Origin of the sequence: Pedococcus bigeumensis (assembly GCF_039531795.1) — a bacterium.
Lineage (GTDB): Bacteria > Actinomycetota > Actinomycetes > Actinomycetales > Dermatophilaceae > Pedococcus > Pedococcus bigeumensis.
On record NZ_BAAAQS010000001.1, the window covers coordinates 90,315 to 108,327 of the forward strand.

17 protein-coding genes are annotated in these 18,013 nt (G+C 73.5%); 10 read left to right on the top strand and 7 right to left on the bottom strand.

What is annotated here, in order from left to right:
- Positions 1-8 precede the first annotated feature (8 nt).
- From ABD262_RS00445 to menE, 3 genes are all read right to left on the bottom strand, one after another.
- Positions 9-881, bottom strand: coding sequence for a 1,4-dihydroxy-2-naphthoate polyprenyltransferase (locus ABD262_RS00445; protein ID WP_344129515.1), 873 nt, complete (start codon positions 879-881; stop codon positions 9-11).
- Between the two features lie 78 nt (positions 882-959).
- Positions 960-1,244 carry a PLDc N-terminal domain-containing protein gene (locus ABD262_RS00450; RefSeq protein WP_344129518.1) on the bottom strand — a complete coding sequence of 95 codons (285 nt, stop codon included), beginning with the start codon at positions 1,242-1,244 and terminating at the stop codon, positions 960-962.
- A 12-nt stretch (positions 1,245-1,256) separates the two neighbouring features.
- Positions 1,257-2,441, bottom strand: coding sequence for an o-succinylbenzoate--CoA ligase (menE, locus tag ABD262_RS00455; protein ID WP_344129521.1), 1,185 nt, complete (start codon positions 2,439-2,441; stop codon positions 1,257-1,259).
- Positions 2,442-2,507: 66 nt separating this feature from the next.
- Between menE and ABD262_RS00460 the strand changes: the two genes are divergently transcribed.
- Positions 2,508-2,960, top strand: coding sequence for a hypothetical protein (locus ABD262_RS00460; RefSeq protein WP_344129524.1), 453 nt, complete (start codon positions 2,508-2,510; stop codon positions 2,958-2,960).
- Positions 2,961-3,173: 213 nt separating this feature from the next.
- Positions 3,174-4,109, top strand: a complete 936-nt coding sequence (locus ABD262_RS00465; protein WP_344129527.1) for an aminoglycoside phosphotransferase family protein — start codon at positions 3,174-3,176, stop codon at positions 4,107-4,109.
- Between the two features lie 115 nt (positions 4,110-4,224).
- On the opposite strand, the gene ABD262_RS00470 is transcribed toward ABD262_RS00465, so the two are convergent.
- The 4 genes from ABD262_RS00470 to ABD262_RS00485 all read right to left on the bottom strand — a co-directional run bounded on the left by ABD262_RS00470 (position 4,225) and on the right by ABD262_RS00485 (position 9,706).
- Positions 4,225-5,607: an SWIM zinc finger family protein gene (locus ABD262_RS00470; RefSeq protein ID WP_344129530.1), complete on the bottom strand. Its 1,383-nt coding sequence runs from the start codon at positions 5,605-5,607 to the stop codon at positions 4,225-4,227.
- 9 nt (positions 5,608-5,616) lie between these two features.
- Positions 5,617-8,169 carry a DUF6493 family protein gene (locus ABD262_RS00475; protein WP_344129533.1) on the bottom strand — a complete coding sequence of 851 codons (2,553 nt, stop codon included), beginning with the start codon at positions 8,167-8,169 and terminating at the stop codon, positions 5,617-5,619.
- Between the two features lie 11 nt (positions 8,170-8,180).
- Positions 8,181-9,119 carry a 1,4-dihydroxy-2-naphthoyl-CoA synthase gene (locus tag ABD262_RS00480; protein WP_344129536.1) on the bottom strand — a complete coding sequence of 313 codons (939 nt, stop codon included), beginning with the start codon at positions 9,117-9,119 and terminating at the stop codon, positions 8,181-8,183.
- Positions 9,120-9,223: 104 nt separating this feature from the next.
- Entirely contained in the window at positions 9,224-9,706 is a 483-nt protein-coding gene (locus tag ABD262_RS00485; RefSeq protein ID WP_344129539.1) for a glutathione peroxidase, read from the bottom strand.
- 220 nt (positions 9,707-9,926) lie between these two features.
- Here ABD262_RS00485 and ABD262_RS00490 point away from each other — a divergent pair, with 220 nt between their 5' ends.
- From ABD262_RS00490 to ABD262_RS00525, 8 genes are all read left to right on the top strand, one after another.
- Entirely contained in the window at positions 9,927-10,493 is a 567-nt protein-coding gene (locus tag ABD262_RS00490; RefSeq protein ID WP_344129542.1) for a CHRD domain-containing protein, read from the top strand.
- A 59-nt stretch (positions 10,494-10,552) separates the two neighbouring features.
- A complete protein-coding gene (locus ABD262_RS00495) occupies positions 10,553-11,557 on the top strand; it encodes an o-succinylbenzoate synthase (RefSeq protein ID WP_344129545.1) in 1,005 nt (334 codons plus the stop codon).
- 90 nt (positions 11,558-11,647) lie between these two features.
- Positions 11,648-12,871, top strand: coding sequence for an ATP-grasp domain-containing protein (locus ABD262_RS00500; protein WP_344129548.1), 1,224 nt, complete (start codon positions 11,648-11,650; stop codon positions 12,869-12,871).
- 12 nt (positions 12,872-12,883) lie between these two features.
- The gene (locus tag ABD262_RS00505) at positions 12,884-13,894 is read left to right on the top strand and encodes a type 1 glutamine amidotransferase family protein (protein ID WP_344129551.1); all 1,011 of its coding nucleotides are present in this window, start codon (positions 12,884-12,886) and stop codon (positions 13,892-13,894) included.
- A complete protein-coding gene (locus tag ABD262_RS00510) occupies positions 13,891-15,039 on the top strand; it encodes an alpha/beta hydrolase (protein WP_344129554.1) in 1,149 nt (382 codons plus the stop codon). Before ABD262_RS00505 ends, ABD262_RS00510 begins: the two co-directional genes overlap by 4 nt.
- A gap of 26 nt (positions 15,040-15,065) precedes the next feature.
- Positions 15,066-15,788, top strand: coding sequence for an esterase family protein (locus ABD262_RS00515; protein WP_344129557.1), 723 nt, complete (start codon positions 15,066-15,068; stop codon positions 15,786-15,788).
- Positions 15,785-17,230 (top strand): M20/M25/M40 family metallo-hydrolase, encoded by a 1,446-nt coding sequence (locus ABD262_RS00520; RefSeq protein WP_344129560.1) that lies wholly within the window; start codon positions 15,785-15,787, stop codon positions 17,228-17,230. The genes ABD262_RS00515 and ABD262_RS00520 overlap by 4 nt, the downstream gene beginning before the upstream one ends.
- Positions 17,227-17,979 (top strand): VOC family protein, encoded by a 753-nt coding sequence (locus ABD262_RS00525; RefSeq protein ID WP_344129563.1) that lies wholly within the window; start codon positions 17,227-17,229, stop codon positions 17,977-17,979. Before ABD262_RS00520 ends, ABD262_RS00525 begins: the two co-directional genes overlap by 4 nt.
- Positions 17,980-18,013: the final 34 nt, after the last annotated feature.

Below are 18,013 nucleotides of genomic sequence, written 5' to 3' on the forward strand. Positions count from 1 at the left end.
ACCCGCTGTCAGCTGAGGGCGATCCCCGCGGCGAGCAGCACGGCATACCCGACCTCGAAGAGGCCGGTCGCGGCGAGCACCGGCACGAGGTCGCGCCCGGTGGCGCCGGTCCGCAGGGCCTGCAGGGGCTTCCTGAGCAGCACGAGCGACAGCAGGGCGGCCAGGGCCAGCGGGTGCTGGCGGGCCACGACGACGACCATGGCCACGGCGATGAGGACCAACAAGGCGTAGAACCATCGGGTGCCCTGGTCGCCCAGCCGGACCGCCAGGGTCAGCTTGCCGCTCTCGCGGTCGGTGGGGATGTCGCGCAGGTTGTTGACCACGAGGATCGCCGAGGCGATGGCGCCCACCCCGACCGCGCCGGCGACGCCGACCCCGGTGACCTCCTTGGCCTGCGTGTAGAGCGTGCCGAGGGTGGCCATCAGCCCGAAGAACAGGAAGACGTAGACCTCGCCGAGCCCCCGGTAGCCGTAGGGGTTGTCGCCGCCGGTGTACTTCCAGGCCGCGAGGACCGCGAGGGCGCCGAGCGGGATCATCACCCAGGCCTCGCTGAGCGCCACGAGGGCCAGGCCCACGAGCGCCGCGAACCCGAAGAACGCGAACGCCATCAGCTTGACGTTCCCGGGGTCGGCGAGGTGCTGACCGACGAGGCGCACCGGACCCACCCGCTCGCCGTCGGTGCCGCGGATGCCGTCGGAGTAGTCGTTGGCGTAGTTGACCCCGATCTGCAGCCCGACCGACACCAGCAGGGCCAACAGCCCGAGCCCGAGGTCGGCGCGGTCCAGCGGGACGGCGGCGGCGGTCCCCACGACGACGGGGGCGATGGCGGCGGGGAGGGTGCGCGGGCGGGCGCCGGCGATCCACTGGTTCAGGGTGGCCATGGAGGTGGTGTTCTCACTCGCGGTGATCTGTGGCGGACGGTGGTGCGGGCAGGTGCAGCGGTGGGACGAGGGGTTGCCTCAGAGCCTACGGAGGAAGTCGGGGTCGTCGTCGGGGCCACGCGGGGGAGGCGGGCGGTGAGATGGCCCACGCGGTCCGCCACCCGGCCCTCGGCCGGCCGTGCCACGCTGCGGGCGCCCGGCGATGAACCAGGCGATCGCCCCCACGACCGGGAAGAGCAGGATCAGCAGCAGCCACAACAACTTGGGCAGGCCCCTGACGTGCGCGTCGTCGGTCTGGATGCAGTCGACCACGGCATAGACGGTCACCGCGACCGTCAACAGCCAGGGCAGCAGCCGGATCATGAGGCCATGGTGTCACGCGTCGCTGGCGAACCGATCAGCGACCGCCAGCCGGTCCGGCTTGCCCGGCCCGCGCAGCGGGATCGCGGTCAGCACCAGCAGCCGTCGCGGCAGCGCGTGCGACGGGAGTATGCCGCGCAGCTGCTCGCGCAGAGCCGTCACCGTGGGTGTCGCGGAGCCACCGCCCGCCGCACCGGGGTGCGGCACGACCGCGGCGCTGACGACCTGGCCCCACTGGTCGTCGGGGGTGCCGACGACGACCGCCTCGGCGATGCCGGGGAGTGCGGTCAGGGCCTCCTCGACCAGTCGCGGCGCGACCTTGAGGCCGCCGGTGGTGATCAGGTCGTCGACCCGGCCGTCGACGTGCCAGCGCCCGTCGTCGTCGCGGTGCCCGACGTCGTCGGTGCGGAACCACCGGGCGCCGTCCTCGTCGGTGCTGAAGGCCGCGGCGGTCAGGTCGGGGCGGCCGAGGTAGCCGGTGGCCAGCGTCGGACCGCCGAGCAGCAGCCGACCGTCGGGGTCGGCCCGGACCACGGTGCCGGTGAGCGGGTCGCCGTCATAGACGCAGCCGCCGCACGTCTCGCTCATGCCGTAGGTCGTCACGGCGCGGACTCCAGCCGCGCGAGCCCGCGCGAGCAGGGCCGGCGGGCTGGCGGCGCCGCCGACGAGGACGGCGTCGAGCTCGGCCAGGGCGGCGGTCGCCTGTTCGTCGGCGAGGAGGCGGACGAGCTGCGTGGGCACGAGGGCGGTGTAGCGCCGGGTTCGCGCGCCCGACCGCGCGAACGCCGTGGCTGCGCGCGTGAAGGCCTCTGGGGTGAACCCGTCGGACAGGTCGACGAACCCGGGCAGGGTCCCCGCGGCGACGCACCGCAGGAGCACCTGCACCCCCGCGATGTGGTGCGGCGGCATCGCGAGCAACCAGGCGCCGGCGCCGCCGAGCCGCTCGTGGCTCGCCGCGACGCTCGCGGCCAGGGCGGCGGCCGGGAGCATCGCGAGCTTGGGGCTGCCGGTCGAGCCGGAGGTGCCCACGACCAGCGCCGTGCCCTCGTCGGGGACGGCTCCGGCGGGCGTGGGCGGCGACGGTGCCGACGCGGCATACGGGAGGGCGGCGAACTCGCCGTCCAGCGCCCTGCGCAGGGCGGGGAGGGCGGCCACGGCGTCCGGGCCGGCAGCGATGGCCAGCGGTCGCAGCGAGGTCACCCGCTCAGGCTAGCCGTCAGGTGGACGGCACCCACTCGGGGCGGGACCATGGGTCCGGGAGGTGCCATGGACGCCGACTTCGCGGCCTACATCGAGCGGGTGCGCGCCCACCGCGGCGAGCTGCGGGACTCGGTCGCGGCCGTCGACGAGGCGCTGGCCTCCCCGATCGCCCGTGGTGGCGCGTGGCGCGAGCGGGTGCGGGCGGCGCTGGCCGAGCTGTCGCACGACTTCCGGGACCACATCGACCTGACCGAGCGACCGGGCGGGATCTACGACGGGGTCCGGCACGGCGCTCCCCGGCTGATCTCCGCCGTCGACCGGCTGACCGGCGAGCACGTCCGGTACGCCGAGGACATCGACGGCTACCTCGCGGTGCTGGAGCACGGTGGCACGATCGCCGACCTGCCGGCCTTCCGCGAGGAGGTCACCACCCTGATGGGGCAGCTGGTGCGGCACCGGCAGATCGGCGCCGACCTGGTCTACGAGGCGTACGAGGTGGACCTCGGCGGCTCCGGTTGACGAGGGCCGGTGTGGCCGCGCGACCTGTTGCTCCCAGGTCGTCACGGAGGGCCGGCATCGGCGCTTGGTGAGGAGCAGGTGGCAACAAGTCGCCCAGCGGCTCGACCTGTTGCTCCCAGGTCGTCACGGAGGGGTGGGATCGGCGCTTGGTGAGGAGCAGGTGGCAACAAGTCGGTGGAGGTGGGGGCGCTGCCTGGGGCAGGGTGGCCTCCCATGACCGTGCCCCCGTGGACCGTGCCCGAGCCGTTCGTCGCCAGCCGCGCCGACGAGCTGCAGCGGCAGTGGGCGCGCTCCTTGTCCGGGGTTGCCGCTGGTCTGGCACAGGAGTGGTCGCTCGAGCCGGCCGGCCCGCCGATGTGGGGCTACGTGTCGGTCGTGTGGCCGGTGCGCGGCCCGGGCGGCGAGCAGTGGGTGCTCAAGGTCGGGGAGGACGACCCGCGCAACCATGCCGAGGGGGCCGTGCTGCTGGCCTGGCAGGGGCGCGGGGCGGTCGAGGTGGTGCGCCACGACCCGGCCACCGGCGCGCTCCTGCTCGAGGCGCTGGACCCGGCTCGGGACCTCGAGAGCGTGCCCGACGAGACGGAGGCGACGGCTGTCGTGGGTGGCTTCATCGCGGATCTCAGGACGGCCAGTGCACCGGACGGCGTGCCGCCCTTCACCGACGAGCTCCGGCGCATCCACGGCCACGTGCTGCGGCGGCGTGACCTCGCCGTCGACGGCCTCACCCGCAGTGACTTCGACGCCGCCCTCGACACGCTGACGACGGTGGCGGCCGACCTCGACGCGGGTGGGCCGTGGCCGGCGATGCACGGCGACCTGCACTACTGCAACATCCTGCACACCCGCGAGGGAGCAGCCGACCCCGGCTGGCGGGTGATCGACCCGCTGCCGATGCTCGGTCCGGCCGAGGCCGAGGTCATCGCCCCGATGCGCAACCGGTGGGAGGACGCGGTCGCGACCGGCGACCCCGACCGGGCCCTGCGCCGCAGGCTCGACCAGCTGGTCGACCTCGCGGAGCTCGACCTCGGGCTCGCCCGGGCGCTGTGCCACGCCGTGGCGGTGGACAACCTCTCGTGGGTGCTGCTGGATGAGCCGGTCGCGCAGGACCGGTTCCTGGGCGCCTACCGGGTGATGGCCTCCTGGCGCTAGCCAGGAGGGTGCGGTGCGCAGTCGGGCTCGGAGCTCGGACAGCCGGCCGACCTGCATCCGCAAGCTCGGGTCGGGCCCGGCGCGGCACCGTGATCCCTGCGCTGGAGCAGGTCGGTCAGCTCGTCGGCGTCCATCCCGCGCGGCTCCGGGCGAGGTCGGCAGCCAGGATGTGTTTGCACGGTCCGCGACTGGCCTGGTGCTTGGCGAACCACTGGCAGGTGCAGCGGTCGCCGCTCTCGGTGCGGCGGACGACGTGCTCCACCTCCCCACTGCGCACATGGGCGACCGAGCCGCCGTCGAGCCGCACCGCGTCGGCGTCCAGGAGGGCCTGGGCGTCGCGGAGACGGGGGTGCATCGCCGCGAGCCGGTCGGGGTCGTAGGGCAGCTCGCGATGGAAGTAGGCACCCTCTGCCGCATCGAAGCCGACCCGTCCCGCGGCGCCGAGCCGGCCGAGCGCGCGGGTGATGCGGTCCTCGGGCAGTCCGGCGTCGGCGGCCAACGTGGCGATGTCGATCCGCGGTTCGAAGGCGAGGAGGGCGGAGACGAGGTCGGCATCGTCGGCGGACTCCTCGCCGGCCAGGTCCCAGAGCACGCCGCCCTCGCCGGAGAACCCCCGGCTCGACTCCGGGCTGAGCACCAGGACCAGCCTGGCGTCGTCGAGCTCGAGCTCCCAGAGACCGGTCGCTCCGTGCGGGTCGTGCGGCGCGGCATACCCGCGCAGCGAACGCGCGAACCGCAGCAACGGTTCGAGCGGCTTGAGCCGGTCCGGGCCCGAAAGTGAGACGCCCTCGGGCGTGGGTCGCGTCGTGAGCCGCAGGCCGCGCCCCGCCGGGACGACCCAGACCGGCTTGCGGCTGCCCGAGCTGGGCATGCTCCGGACGAACCGCCGCGCCTCGGACGCGGGGACCTCGAAGACCGGGGCGACGGTGGCCGAGGCGAGCTGCACCTCGGCGAACCCCTTGAGCCACCGCTCGGGCAGCGGCACCTTCTTCTCGGTCACCGCACCGTCGAGCGTGCTGACCACGACGTCCTCGCCGACCTGCAGGTGCAGGGGCTCCAAGCCCCCGACGCGGGCGAGTGCGTCGCGCATCGGTGGATTGAAGTCGACGTTGGTCGTCCCGGCGTCGAGCACGCTGCCGTCGAGGCTGCCCGGCAGCGCGTCGTAACGGGCGTAGACGCCGCAGCAGGCGGAGAAGCTCTCGAACCGCAGCCGGTCGCCGTTGCTGGTGACGACCGGGTCGGCCGCGCGCAGGATCGCCGCGACCATGCCGGGCGGCAGGTAGAAGCGGGTGCGAGCGACCTTGGCGACCGCCAGCAGTGCCGCGGCGGCCTGCTCGGGGTGGCCGAGGAAGCCGTCGAAGAAGACCGGGTGGGCGGCCGGGCCGGCGGCCGTGCGTCCGCCGCTGGTGGCGAGCAGCAGGTCGGCCCGTCCGTCCGCGAAGGTCAGCGCCGACGGGCGGACGTAGCTGTAGGTCTGCTCCTGCGCGGTCCCCGCCATGCCGAGAACCTAGCCGAGCAGCAGCCGTGCGGTCCTGGCTGCGGAGGAACTGCCGGAGAGGCTGCCGAGCCACTGCCGCAGTGCCGGATCGGTGGCGTGCTGGTCGAGGCGGAGCAGCTGGTCGCGGAGCAGGTCGAGGAGCCGGCCCAGCCCGCGGTGGTCGGACGGCAGCTGCGGCAGGAGGTGGGTGAGCAGGCCGACGGTGGCGTCGGCGCCGCCGGGGGCCTGAGCCGCTGACGTCAGCGACTCGGCCCACCGGTTCGCCGGCCAGGCGGGGGCGTAGCGCGCCAGGGCCGTGGCGACCTCGGGGAGCGGGATGCGGCCCGACGCCGCGAGGTCGAGGAACGCGTCGACCGCGTGGAGCCGGTGCACGCGCTGCGTCGCGGAGAGGCCGGCGGCGAGCGTGGCAGCCGCCAACGAGCCCAGCCGGCCGGGGTGCTGCGCCAGCGCGTCGAGGGTCCGTGGCACGTCGTGCGCCGTCTCGGTCCAGCTCGGCGACTCCAGGACCGGCACGCAGGTCAGCGCGAGGAAGTGCTCCGCGTCGTGGGGCCAGATCGCGGCCAGTGCGGGAATCCAGTCGCCCAGGTGGCGGCTCACCCCGCCGCTGCCCCACTGGTCCGCGGTCGCGGCCACGAGCTCGGTGGGCTGGTCGTCGGCCGGCTGCCGCGCCGTCGACGTGGTCACCGCGAACCTCGCGTACCGGGACGTGCGCTCGCGGCCGTGCTCGGTCCAGGTGTGCGTCCGCACGTCGCCGCTCAGGCGCGGCGCCACGTCGGGCGGGTATGCCGCGCGCGACCGTTCGGCCGCCCGCCACCAGGCCTGCGGCCCGGCCCGTCCAGTGCGGAGCAGCCGTCGCGCGGGCTCCGCCCCGTCGAGGGCGAAGCGCACGGCCGCGGGGAGGTCGACGTCTCCCGCCACCGCCGCCTCCCGCCCGTCGGGGTGCAGGCGGAGCAGCGCAGCGACCAGGTCGTGGTGACGTGGGGCAGTGGCCTGCTGCGCCAGTCCGTCGACCAGGGCCGCTGCGCTCACCCACCCGCCGGGGAGGTCCGGCGTGGCGAGCAGCGGACCGGCTGACTCGCGGAGCTCGCCGAGGCGCTGCACGACGAAGCGCTGGGCGGGGAGCGAGGGGGCTGCCGCCGGGGCCGGCTCGCCGACGAGCCGGAGGACGACGCGGGCCACCTGACCCGGCAGCCAGGAGTCACCGAGGTCGGTCCGCGGGCCGCGCACAACGACTGCCTTCGCCCGCTTGCGCAGGGGCACGAGCGACTCGCCGACGTCGGGCGCGACGAGCGCCGCCATGACAGCCTCGAGCTCGGCTGCGTCGGACGCGTCCTCGAGCAGTGCCGCCACCCGCTCGGCGAGGTCGGGCGCGGCGACGGGGGCGGGCCGCCCCGCCAGTCGCTGCACCGGTCGGGCCCCCGTCGGTGCCCCGGTCCCACCAGTCGCCCCGTTCGTCCCGGTGGCGGCGTTCGTCCCGGTCGCGGCGGTCCCACCGGTCGCGGTTGTCGCGGCGGGACCCACGGCGTCGACGTCGAGGCCGAGCTCGTGGCGCACGCCGGGGGTGAGGTCGTCGGCTGCCGCACTGACCACGTCGCCCCGTCCGCAGTCGGCGAGGAGCGTGGCCGCTGCGCGCTGCACGTCGGGGTGGGGGTGCCCGAGTGCGGCGTGCGCCACGGTGGCGACCGCGACGGGATGCTCCGTCGCGCAGGCCCGGGCCAGTCGTAGGGCGTCGAGCGCCGTGCCCTTGGCCTTGACCAGGGTCGCCGCCGGCAACAGCTCGAGGGTCTCGACGGCGTCGAGCCGTCCGGCCCTCTGCACCCGGACCAGCCCCTTGACCGCGAAGGAGACCGTCGCCGGCACGGCTGCGCCGAGCAGTCGCCGTAACCCTTCCTGTGACGCGACGACCTCGTCGTCGGTGGGCTCCAGCGCGAGGTAGGTGGCGGAGTACCAGCCGGCCCGGTAGGCAGCGAAGTCCCTGCCCAGGGCCGCCAGGCACGCGGACAGCAGCCGGGAGCGTTCGAGGGTGCCGTCGGCGCCCAGCTCGAGGAACGCCGTGCGCCACTCGTCGCCGCCGAACCGGTCGACGTTGGTGAGGCTGACCTCGCCGCCACCCTCCACCTCGAACACCCGCCACAGTGCGCGGTCGACCAGGTCGGGATCCGATCTCAGCGCCTCGGCCTTGCCGGGCCCGAGCGAGCTGACCATGGCCAGGACGTAGGTGTCGTCGGGGTCCAGCTCGACCAGCCCGAGCCGCTCCAGCAGCCGCACCCGGACGAACCCTTCGCGGGACCAGAAGGTCGTGGAGGCCTGCCGGAGCTCGCGCGCGACGAGGCCGTCCAGCCAGCGCGGCTTCGGGGCCGTGCCCTCGCCCGCGGCGCCCGGGCCCCCTGTGCCCCCGGTCGCCTCTGCGAGGCCGCGGTCGACGGCCTCGAGGAGCGCGCGGTCCCGCTGCCAGGCGTGCTCGTACGCGGCCTCCGACGCCGCCGCGGCATACCGTGCGAACAGCCCGTAGAGGACTCCGGGCGGTGTGCCGACCAGCGCGGCGTACTGCGAGCTGTCCAAGGCTGGGCCGCTCAGAAGTACCAGGGGTACGGCGACCAGTCGGGGTCGCGCTTCTCCAGGAACTGGTCGCGACCCTCCACAGCCTCGTCGGTCATGTAGGCCAGGCGGGTCGCCTCGCCAGCGAACACCTGCTGCCCCATCAGGCCGTCGTCGAGCAGGTTGAAGGCGAACTTCAGCATCCGCTGGGCCTGCGGGCTCTTGCCCATGATCTCGCGCGCGACCTGCAGCGCGTCCGACTCCAGCTCGGCGTGCGCGCTGACGAGGTTCACCGCGCCCATCCGGTGCATGTCGTCGGCGCTGTAGGTGCGGCCGAGGAAGAAGATCTCGCGGGCGAACTTCTGGCCGACCATCTTGGCGAGGTAGGCCGAGCCGTACCCGCCGTCGAACGAGCCCACGTCGGCGTCGGTCTGCTTGAACCGCGCGCACTCGCGGCTGGCGATGGTGAGGTCGCACACGACGTGCAGGGAGTGCCCGCCACCGGCAGCCCAGCCGCCGACCACCGCGATGACGACCTTCGGCATGGTGCGGATCAGCCGCTGCACCTCGAGGATGTGCAGCCTCCCGCCCTCGGCCTTCACCCGCCGCTGGTCGACCGTCTCGGCGGTGTCGCCTTCCGCGTACTGGTAGCCCGACCGGCCCCGGATCCGCTGGTCACCCCCGGAGCAGAAGGCCCACTGGCCGGCGCTGCCGGACCCCTCCGGGCCGGGGCCGTTGCCGGTGATCAGGACGACCCCCACGTCGGGGGTGCGCCGGGCGTGGTCGAGCGCCTGGTAGAGCTCGTCGACCGTGTGCGGCCGGAACGCGTTGAGCACCTCGGGCCGGTCGAACGCGATCCGCACCGCGCCCACCCCCCGCGCCCGGTGGTAGGTGATGTCGGTGAGCTCGAACCCCTCGACCGCGTCCCACATGTCGGGGTCGAAGGGCTGGCTCACCACAGGCTGCTCGCTCACCTGCGCGAGCCTAGCCGCGCGGACGGTGCGGTATGCCGCGTGGTCGGCCCCGCGGCATACCTCGCCTCGGTGTCGTGGCCCCGACAAAGGTGGGACGGGTGGGGTCAGGCGGCGAGGGCTTCCTCGAGGTCCTTGGTGAGGTCCTCGGGCTTGGTGGTCGACCCGTAGCGCTTGAGGACGGTGCCGTCGCGGCCGACCAGGAACTTGGTGAAGTTCCACTTGATCTTGCTGCCGAGCAGGCCCCCCTTCTCCGACTTCAGCCAGTCGAAGACCGGGTGGGCGTCGTCACCGTTCACGTCGACCTTGGCGAACATCGGGAAGCTGACCCCGAAGTTGCGCTGGCAGAACTCACCGATCGCGGCCTCGTCGCCGGGCTCCTGGCCGCCGAACTGGTTGCAGGGGAAGCCGAGCACGACGAGTCCCTGCTCCGCGTACTCGCTGTACAGCTTCTCGAGTCCCTCGAACTGGGGCGTGAAGCCGCACTCGCTGGCGGTGTTGACGACGAGGGCGACCTTGCCGGCATACGCGGACAGGGGCTGCTCCTCACCGGTCAGGGTGGTCGCGGTGAAGTCGGAGAGGGTCGGCACGGGGGCGCCTTTCGTGTCGGGAGGCAGGGCGAATCGACCTGCTGATGAGCATTCGGACCTGCTCGTGCAGCGGATTCCTGATCGTCCCTATTCCCAGCACCTTGGCATGGATCGTCCGCTGGTGACGCCGCCCGCGGGGTGCGGCCTGAACCGCGCGACGCGCTGGCTCGTCTCCACCTGACGGGGCAGCCGTGCCCCCGCAAACTGTCAGGAGGACTGCATGAACAGACTCAAGCAGTGGGGCGTGCTCGCCACCGCCGCCAGCCTCGGCGCGGTGGGCGTCGCGGCGTTCGCGGTCGCGGCCTCGGCCGACGGCGGTGGGGGCGGCTCGAAGCCCTTCACCATCACCGAGCGACTCAGCGGTTTCCACGAGACCCCGCTGGCCCTGTCCACGAGTGGGCAGGGCTCCATCCGGCTGCGCATCGACCCGCAGGCCGGCACGATCGCCTACACGGTCCGGTACGCCAACCTCGAGGGCGCGGTCACCCAGTCCCACATCCACTTCGGGTCACCGTCGCAGACGGGTGGGGTCAGCGTGTTCCTGTGCAGCAACCTCAGCAACGGGCCGGCCGGCACCCCAGCCTGCCCGACCACCAACCCGGGTGAGGTGAGCGGCGTGCTCGACTCCTCGGACGTCATCGGTCCCGCCGCCCAGGGCATCACGGCAGGCCAGTTCTCCGAGCTGCTCGCCGCGATCCGGGCCGACTCCACCTACGCCAACGTCCACAGCACGCTCTACCCGGCGGGTGAGATCCGCAACCAGCTGAGCGCCCACGAGGACCACTGACCGCAGGGTCGCGCCCGGGCCGCAGCCACCGGTCCGGGCGCGTCTGCTGCAATGGGCGCATGACGTCGCCGACCCCACCGGAGCTGCCTGCGCTCGCGGACCTGCTGGCGGGCCTGCGGGTCGTTGCGATCCCGATGCGGGTCCGCTTCCGCGGCGTCACGGTGCGCGAGGCGGCGCTGCTGCGCGGCCCTTCGGGCTGGGCGGAGTTCGCCCCCTTCCTCGAGTACGGGCCGGCCGAGTCCGCGCGCTGGCTGGCTGCCGCGGTGGAGGCTGGGTGGGGGCGGTGGCCGGAGCCGCGGCGCGGCGTCGTCGCGGTCAACGCGACCGTCCCGGCCGTGGCCGCGGCAGACGTGCCGGGTGTGCTGGCCCGGTTCGACGGCGCGACGACGGCCAAGGTCAAGGTCGCCGAGCGGGGCCAACGGCTCGAGGACGACCTGGACCGGGTGGCCGCCGTGCGCGACGTGATGGGGCCCGGGGGCCGGATCCGGTTGGACGCCAACGGCGGGTGGTCGGTGGCCGAGGCGACCGACGCGCTGGGCCGGCTCGCGGCCTACCGGCTGGAGTATGCGGAGCAGCCGTGCGCGCAGGTGAGCGAGCTGCGCGAGCTGCGCCTCGCCCTCGCCCGCCGGGGCACCGAGGTGCTGGTGGCCGCCGACGAGTCGATCCGCAAGGCCGAGGACCCGGTGCGGGTGGCGCGCGAGGAGGCTGCCGACCTGGTCGTCGTCAAGGTGGCGCCGCTGGGTGGGGTGTCCCGAGCGCTGGACGTGGTGGCCGAGTGCGGGCTGCCCGCCGTGGTCTCCTCCGCCCTCGACACGTCGGTCGGCATGGCCGCAGGGGTCGCGCTGGCTGCGGCCTTGCCCGAGCTGCCGTTCGCCTGCGGGCTGGGCACGGTCGCCCTGCTCGAGGGGGACGTGGCGCGGGTGCCGCTGCTGCCCCGGGCGGGCGTGCTCCCCGTCGGCCGGGTGGCCCCGGACGAGGCACTGCTCGCGCGCTGGGCGGCCCCTGCGGACCGGGTCGCGTGGTGGACCCAGCGGGTGCGCGACTCCTGGGCCGTCCTGGCCTGAGGAGCGGGGGCAGCTCTGCGCCGTGGTCGCAGCGCCTGCTGCGGCACCGGGCCCGCGCACGGCTCGCCGTGCGTGGCTAGAGTCGGGCCCGTGAACATCGTCTTCGTGGAGCCGGGGTTCCCTGCCAACCAGCGCCGGTTCGCCCTCGCGCTCGCGTCGGTCGGGGCCAACGTCATCGGCATCGGGGAGTCCGACGAGTACGCCCTCGACGACGAGCTCCGCGGCGCGATGACCGGCTACTACAAGGTCGGGTCGGTGACCGACCTGCGGGCGATGACCGAGGCGGTCCAGTTCATCCAGTCGAAGGTCTGGGTCGACGCGCTCGAGGCCACCGTCGAGGCGCACACCATGGTGGCGGCGCAGGTGCGGGAGGCGACCGGCATCCCGGGCACGTCGGTGCGCACCACCTGGCTCTGCCGCGACAAGCCGTCGATGAAGCAGGCGCTGCGCGAGGTGGGCGTCCCCACGGCTGCCTCCGCCGCCATCGACCACGCCCACGAGGCCTGGGCCTTCGCCGAGGCGATCGGCTACCCGCTCATCCTCAAGCCACGGGACGGCGCCGGCGCCAAGGACACCATGCGCGTCGACAACGACACCGAGCTGGCCCACGCGCTCACCGAGTTCGGCTCGCACGGCGCCACCTCGATCGCCATCGAGGAGTTCGTCGAGGGCCATGAAGGCTTCTACGACACCATCGCCAAGGACGGGCGCGTCGTCCACGACTGGACCACGCACTACTACCCCAACGTCCTCGAGGCGATGCGCAGCCGCTGGATCTCCCCCCAGTTCGCCACCACCAACCGGATCGCCGACTCCCCGTTCTACGCCGAGGTGGCCGCGATGGGCGCCAAGGTCATCGAGGCCCTGGGCATCGGGACCAGCGCGACCCACATGGAGTGGTTCCACGGGCCCAAGGGCCTGAAGTTCTCCGAGATCGGCTGCCGTCCTCCAGGGGTCGGCTGCTGGGACCTCTACTCCGCGAGCAACGACGTCGACGTCTACCGCGAGTGGGCGCACATCATCACGCACGGCGTCCCCGAGTCGCCGATGCGCCGCCCCTACGCCGCCGGCATCGTCGCCCTGCGCCCTGATGCCGACGGCCACATCACCGGCTACAGCGGCATCGACGAGATCCAGGGCCGGCACGGCGAGTGGATCATCGACGGCCACTTCCCGCCGGTGGGCCACCACACCCAGCCCGTCGAGGCGGGCTACATGGCCAACGCGTACGTGCGGATGCGGCACCCCGACTACGACACCCTGCGCGGGATGCTCGACGACGTGGGCCGCACCATCCACGTCCACGCGGGCTAGTCCCGAGCCCTGATGCGCACCGTCCTCCTCGGGCCGCAACGGTTCATGACCACGGCCGGCACCGCCCTGCGTTCGCTCGGTGTCGACGGACCCGTCGCGACGATCAACGCCGGCTGGGAAGAGCGCGAGGACGTCGTCGACGAGCTCGACACCGTCCTCGGCGGCGACACCCGGCACCTGCGCCTCTACCACCGCAGCCTCGACGTGATCACCAAGGACGAGGTGTTCGGCACGGCGGCGCTGGCCTTCCGCGACCGCCACGACGCGCTCCTGTCCCTCTACCGGCTGCGCCTCCAGAACGCCATGGACGGGGTGTATGCCGTGCAGCGGCGCACCCGCGAGGGGGAGGGGCGCGCCCGGGGCGAGGCCACGGCATACGCGGCCCTCGACGACTCGATCGAGGTCGTCCGGCACGTCGACCGGTGGTACGCCACCCAGCTCAAGGGGCTCTACGCCGAGCTCGACGCGGCGTCGCCGATCGACTCCAGCGGGGTGATCGGCTGGCACCGCGGTGAGCTGGCCGACCTGTTGGGTCAGTCGGCGGCCGTCGTGCTCACCGGTGGCCACGTCGGCACCCTGTTGCGGGCGTTGCGGCTGTTCGCGATCACGATCCCCGACGACGTGCCGGTGATCGCCTGGTCGGCCGGGGCGATGGCGCTGACCGAGCGGGTCGTGCTGTTCCACGACCACGGACCGGAGGGGAACACCGAGGCCGAGGTCTTCGACCGCGGCCTGGGGCGGGTGAAGGGGATCGTGGCCCTGCCGCACGCCCGGCGCCGGCTGCGGCTCGACGACCGTGACCGCTGTGCCGTCATGGCCCGGCGGTTCACCGACCAGCACTGCGTCCTGCTCGACGACGGCACGGCGCTCGAGCTCACCAAGGATGGCGGTCTGCCCCGGGGCGCGCGCATCCTCGGTCTCGACGGCGCGGTCCACGAGCTCGGTGCGGCGAACGGGTCGAAGGCCGTGGACCCGGCGGCCGGCGCGCACCAGGTCATGGACAGCCGGGGGGCCGGGTCGTGAGCGAGTCACGCCTGGTGATCAACCGGCTCCGCGAGCGCCTGCCCGCCGACGGTGCCGTGATCGACCGCTTCGTCGCGCGGCACGGGGCACCCATCGTCGAGGGGGAGCGGGCCACCTTCCTGTTCCGCGGGGAGGCCGACGAGGTGCGCGTGCGGCACCGCGTCGTGGGCCTCCCCGACCCCCTCCCCATGAGACGGCTCCCCGACACCGACCTGTGGGCGGCGACGACGGTGCTGCCCAGCGGGTCGCGGGTCGAGTACCAGCTCGAGACCCGCAACGGCGACCGCTACGACACCTTCAACGACCCCCTGAACCCCCGGGTGGCGCACTCGCCGATGGGGTCGAGCTCGGTGTGCGCCGCCACGGGCTACGAAGTGCCCGACTGGGTGCACCACGACCCGGAGGCCCGGCCGGGCGAGATCGTCGAGGACACCCTGCGGTCGAAGGCGCTACGCCGCGAGCAGCCGGTCAAGCTCTACCTGCCCGCGCGGTACAACCCCGCTCTGCGCTACCCGCTGCTGGTCGTCCACGACGGCGACGACTACCTCAACTACGCGGCGATGAAGACGGTGCTGGACAACCTCATCCACCGCCTCGACGTGGCCCCGCTCATCGCGGCGTTCGTCCCCCCTCGCGACCGGCTGCGGGAGTACCCGAACCACGCGCCGCACGCCCGGTTCATCGCGCGCGAGCTGCTGCCGACGCTGGCCGAGCGCCTGCCCCTGGTCGACGCCCCCGAGGCGCGCTGCCTGATGGGGTCGAGCTTCGGCGGGGTCGCCTCGCTCTCCACGGCGGTGCGCTACCCCGGGGTCTTCGGGTCGCTGTTCCTGCAGTCGGCGTCGCTGGTCTTCACCGACATCGGCACCGACCACGGCGGCGGACCGGCGTTCGACCCGGTGGTGAAGTTCGTCAACCGCTACCGCGCGAAGCCGACGGCGCCGGTCGAGCGGCTCTTCATGAGCTGTGGCACCTACGAGCCGCTGATCACCCCCAACCGGTCGATGGTGCCGGTCTTCCGTGCCGCAGGCATGACGGTGAAGTACGTCGAGGCCCGCGACGGCCACAACTGGGAGGACTGGCGCGACCGCCAGCGCGACGGGTTGTCATGGCTGTTCCCCGGACCCCAGAAGTTCGTGTACGAGTAGATGCACCCGACCAGATGGAGGACGGCATGAAGGTCACCGAACGCTGGCACTCGGAGCGGATGGGGCGGGACATCTCGCTGGTCCGCTGGGGCCACTACGGGGTGCCGGTGCTGCTCTTCCCGACCGCGGGCGGTGACGCCGAGGAGGTCGAGCGCCACCGACTGGTCGGCACCCTCGCGCCGATGATCGAAGCCGGCCGGATCAAGGTCTACTCGTGCGACAGCGCCGCCGGGCAGGCGCTGCAGCGCAACGAGGGCTCACCGGAGCACCGGATGTGGCTGTTCAACCAGTACCACCAGGCCGTGGCCCACGAGGTCGTGCCGGCGATCCACGCCGACAGCTCGCCGCAGGCGGTGGTGCTGGCCGGTGCCTCGATCGGCGCCTTCAACTCCCTGGCCATGATCTGCCGCTACCCGCACCTGTTCAGTGCGGCGATCTGCATGAGCGGCACCTACCACGTCGAGCAGTTCATCGGCGGTGACACCAGCGAGGACTGGTACTTCTCCTCGCCCCTGCAGTTCCTGCCCGGGCTCGAGGGGCCGGCACTGGAGATGCTGCGCCACCGCTACGTCGTGCTGGCCTCCGGCAGTGGTCGATGGGAGGACGTGGGCGAGTCGTGGGCTGTTGCGGATGCCCTGGGGCGCAAGGGGATTCCCAACCGCGTCGACGACTGGGGTGATCGTTACGACCACGACTGGCCGACGTGGTGGGAGATGCTGCCCCTCTACCTCGACGACCTGGTGCCGTGACGGAGGGTTCTCTCCGCGAGCGCCTCGCGGCCGCCGTCGAGGCCGGTATGCCGGCCGCTCGCGACGACCTCGCGCGCCTCGTCGCGCTGCGCTCGGTCGCCAACCCGGCGATCGAGCCGCGGAGCGAGTGCGTGGCAGCGGCGGAGCTGGTCGGTGAGCTGTACGCGCAGGCCGGCGTGGACGGCATACAGGCGCACCCCACACCCGACGGGTCGCTCGCGGTGGTCGGCCGCACCGCCGGCCCAGCTGGGGCGCCGACGGTGCTGCTCTACTCGCACTACGACGTCGTGCCGGTCGGTGACCCGGATGGGTGGCGGACGCCGCCCTGGGAGCTGACCGAGCTCGACGGCCGTTGGTACGGAAGAGGATCCGCCGACTGCAAGGGCAACCTCGTCGCCAGCCTGCTTGCCCTCCGGGCGCTCCGGGAGGTGCTGGGCGGCTGGCCGGTGGAGGTCGCGGTGGTCTGCGAGGGCTCCGAGGAGCAGTCCAGCGGCGGGATGGAGGCACTGGCCCGCTCGCGTCCGGAGCTCGTCGCGTGCGACGCGCTGCTCCTCGCCGACACCGGCAACGTCGAGGTCGGCCTGCCGACCCTGACCACCTCGTTGCGTGGCACCGGCAGCGTGCTGATGACGGTGCGCACGATGACCCATCCGGCCCACTCCGGGATGTACGGCGGCCCGGCTCCGGACGCCCTCCAGGCACTGCTCACCGCTCTCGCCAGCCTGCGCGACGCCCACGGCGAGACCACCATCGACGGTCTGTCCCACGACGGGGTGTGGGACGGAGCGCCTTTCGACACCAACCGGTTTCGCGACGACGCGGGCCTGCTGGCAGGCGTCGAGCCGCTGACCGGCACGGGCGCCGTCGCCGACCTGCTCTGGGCTCGTCCCGCTGCCACCGTGCTGGCCATCGACTGCCCACCCGTCTCACAGGTGACGGCGGCGGTGCAGGGGGAGGCGCGCGCCGTGGTCAACCTCCGGGTGCCTGCGGACACCGACGCGGCTGCTGCCCAGCAGCTCCTCATCGCGCACCTGCGGGCCCACACGCCCTACGGCGCGCAGGTCGAGATCAGGCCCGTGTCCCTGGGCCACGGCTTCCGCGCGCGCACCGACGGCCCTGCCTACGCGGCGATGCGCCGGGCGATGCGCACCGCCTTCGGTCGCGACGCGGTGGCGACCGGCCAGGGTGGCTCGATCCCGCTGGCCACGGCCCTCGCCGAGCTGGTGCCGTCCGCGGAGATCATGCTGCTGGGTGTCGAGGAGCCGGCGTCGCGCATCCACGCGCCGGGCGAGAGCGTCGACCCCGAGGAGCTGCGCAGGACGGCGCTCACCCAGGCGCTCTTCCTCGCCGACCTCGGTGGCCTGCTGGAGGACCGGGTCGTCGAGGCGACAGAGACGCCCGAGGAGACCGAGACGCCCGAGGTGCCCGGAGCGAGCCTGTGAAGGTCCGCTGGGTGTGGGCCTTCCTCGACCTGCCCGAGGACGGGTGCGACGAGCTCGTGGAGTTCTGGAAGGCGGTCACGAGGACGACCGTGTCCCCGTGGCGCGGAGACCGGCAGCAGTTCGCGACCCTGCTGCCTGCGCAGGGCGACCCGTGGGTGAAGGTGCAGCGGGTCGGCGGGCCGGGCGGTCTGCACGTCGACCTAGACGTCGACGTGCCGCTCGACGAGGCCCGCGATCGGGCGCTGTCGCTGGGCGCGGACGTCCTCGCGGAGGTGCTCGACGACACCGGTGCCCTCGAGGTGGTCGTCTGCCGTTCGCCCGGTGGGTTCGTGTTCTGCCTGACCCGCTGGTCGCCGTCCGCCCGGGCCGGGCGGCAGGTGCGGGAGGGGCCGCCGAGCCTCCTCGACCAGGTCTGCCTCGACATCCCACGCGACCGGTATGCCGACGAGGCGGGGTTCTGGTCCGCCCTCACCGGGTGGCGGGTGCAGGAGGTCGACTCGCCGGAGTTCGAACGGCTGGAGTGGCAGCGCGGGCTCCCGGTGCGCTTCCTGCTGCAGCGACTCGACGAGGAGTCGGGTCCGGTGCGGGGTCACGTCGACCTGGCCTGTGCCGATCAGGACGCCGAGGTGGCGCGGCACGTCGGCTTGGGGGCCACCGAGGTCGGGCCGGGTGACGGCTGGGTCGTGCTGCGCGACCCGGCCGGCCGGGAGTACTGCTGTACAGGGCGCGACCCCCGCGCGGAGGCGTGACGCGGTAGCTCGTCCACACCCTGCCGGAGCCGGA